The sequence below is a fragment of the Rodentibacter rarus genome (genome assembly GCF_001998965.1).
Lineage (GTDB): Bacteria > Pseudomonadota > Gammaproteobacteria > Enterobacterales > Pasteurellaceae > Rodentibacter > Rodentibacter rarus.
On the sequence record NZ_MLHJ01000154.1, the window covers coordinates 1 to 2,352 of the forward strand.

Consider the following 2,352-nt stretch of genomic DNA (forward strand, 5'->3'; position numbering starts at 1 on the left):
GACCGCACTTTTTTCCGTTTTTTCAAAATAATCTCGTTAAAAACCTATATTTTTTTGTACTAGCGTAGTAGTATAAAAACGTTCTAATATTTCAATGAGGAGATGACTATGTCTAGACTCGCATTAGTCACCGGTGCAACAGCCGGATTTGGTACAGCAATTTGCCATACATTAATAGATGCCGGTTACCGTGTCATTGGTACAGGTCGCCGAACCGAACGATTAACCCTTCTCCACGCCGAACTTGGCGAACAATTTCTTCCTCTTGCTTTCGATATTTCTGATCGTGAAAAAACACAACAAGCCATTCAATCGCTCCCCATTGAATGGCGTAATATTGATTTGCTCGTCAATAATGCCGGTCTTGCTCTTGGTTTAGAAACTGCCGATCAAGCCAACCTTGATGATTGGGAAAAAATGATTGATACCAATATTAAAGGTCTTATTACCATTACACGTTTTGTTTTGCCACAAATGGTAGAGCGCAATACCGGTCATATTATCAATCTTGGTTCAATTGCAGGCAATTATCCTTATCCCGGAGGCAACGTGTATGGCGGAACAAAAGCCTTTGTGAAGCAATTCAGTTTAAATTTACGTGCCGATCTGGCGGGGAAAAATATTCGAGTGACGAATGTCGAACCGGGGCTTTGTGGCGGCACGGAATTTTCTCATGTACGTTTTAAAGGTGATAATGAGCGGGCTGAAAAACTCTATGAAAACGTTCAATATGTGACATCACAAGATATTGCCAATATTGTGCTATGGCTTAACCAACAACCTGAATATGTCAATATTAACCGCATTGAAGTGATGCCCACTGCACAAACCTTTGCCCCCTTGAATGTCGCAAAAAATTCAAATTAATAAAAAAGGAAACACAATGTCAGAGACCTTATTAAATCCCTATTTTGGTGAATTTGGCGGTATGTATGTACCGGAAATTCTTGTACCTGTGCTTAAGCAATTGGAAAAGGCCTTTGTTGAGGCTAAAGATGACCCCAATTTTCAACAGGAATTTCAAGATTTACTGAAAAATTATGCCGGCAGACCAACCGCATTAACCCTTTGTCGCAATCTGACAAAAGGCACAAAAGCGAAAATTTATCTCAAACGTGAAGATCTTCTACATGGTGGTGCACATAAAACCAATCAGGTGCTCGGTCAAATTTTACTGGCAAAACGGATGGGGAAAACCCGTATCATTGCCGAAACCGGTGCCGGTCAACACGGTGTTGCGACTGCACTTGCCTGTGCAATGCTTGATATGCCCTGTCGTGTTTATATGGGAGCAAAAGATGTAGAGCGCCAATCGCCTAATGTATTTCGTATGCGTTTAATGGGGGCTGAAGTGATTCCTGTACAAAAAGGTTCTTGTTCCTTAAAAGATGCTTGTTGTGAGGCGATGCGTGATTGGTCTGCAAATTATGAAACCACGCATTACTTACTTGGCACGGCCGCCGGTCCTCACCCTTTCCCGACCATTGTGCGTGAATTCCAAAAAATGATTGGCGAAGAAACGAAACGTCAAATCATAGAAAAAGAAGGTCGTCTACCGGATGCAGTAATTGCCGCCGTTGGGGGGGGATCTAATGCTATTGGTATGTTCAGTGATTTTATTGATGAGTCAAATGTCCGTTTAATCGGTGTAGAACCGGCAGGAAAAGGGATTGAAAGTGGTGAGCACGGCGCACCTTTAGGCCATGCTAGAGTGGGTATTTATTTCGGTATGAAATCGCCTTTAATGCAAACAGAAGATGGGCAGGTGGAAGAATCTTACTCCATTTCTGCGGGATTAGATTTCCCTTCTGTCGGCCCGCAACACGCTTATTTGCAAAGTATCGGTCGGGCGGAATATCCTTCCATTACCGATGATGAAGCCTTAAATGCCTTCCAAGAACTTGCTAAGCATGAAGGGATCATTCCGGCGTTAGAAAGCTCACACGCCCTTGCGCAAGCACTCAAAATGATTCATCAAGAGCCTGATAAGGCACAGATTCTTGTGGTGAATTTATCCGGTCGTGGTGATAAAGACATTTTCACTGTGGACAAAATTTTAACTGAAAAAGGAATAAAATAATGAGCCGTTTTAATCGTCAATTTGCCACACTTAACGCTAAAAACGAGGGGGCATTTGTTCCTTTTGTCACTCTATGTGATCCCACTTTTGACCGCTCTTTTGAGATTATTTGTACTCTTATTGATAATGGTGCTGATGCCCTTGAGTTAGGTTTTCCTTTCTCTGATCCGCTCTTAGACGGCCCGGTCATTCAAGCCGCAAATAATCGGGCATTAGAAGCAGGACATAGCACGGAAGATAGCTTTAAATTGCTGGAAAAAGTGCGGTCAAAA

The 2,352-nt window shown here is 42.5% G+C and carries 3 protein-coding genes; all 3 read left to right on the plus strand.

The features are described 5' to 3' along the window. Positions 1–108 precede the first annotated feature (108 nt). Positions 109–867 carry an SDR family oxidoreductase gene (locus BKK50_RS12015; protein WP_077418439.1) on the plus strand — a complete coding sequence of 253 codons (759 nt, stop codon included), beginning with the start codon at positions 109–111 and terminating at the stop codon, positions 865–867. 16 nt (positions 868–883) lie between these two features. After that, positions 884–2,080 carry a tryptophan synthase subunit beta gene (gene trpB, locus BKK50_RS12020; RefSeq protein ID WP_077418441.1) on the plus strand — a complete coding sequence of 399 codons (1,197 nt, stop codon included), beginning with the start codon at positions 884–886 and terminating at the stop codon, positions 2,078–2,080. After that, positions 2,080–2,352: tryptophan synthase subunit alpha (gene trpA, locus BKK50_RS12025; RefSeq protein WP_077418443.1), on the plus strand; the 273-nt coding region annotated here is incomplete at its 3' end. The genes trpB and trpA, both read left to right, overlap by 1 nt.

Bases quoted from the DNA above. Each gene is read 5' to 3' on its own strand.
- BKK50_RS12015 (WP_077418439.1), top strand. From the start codon at position 109: ATGTCTAGACTCGCATTAGTCACCGGTGCAACAGCCGGATTTGGTACA.
- trpB (WP_077418441.1), top strand. From the start codon at position 884: ATGTCAGAGACCTTATTAAATCCCTATTTTGGTGAATTTGGCGGTATG.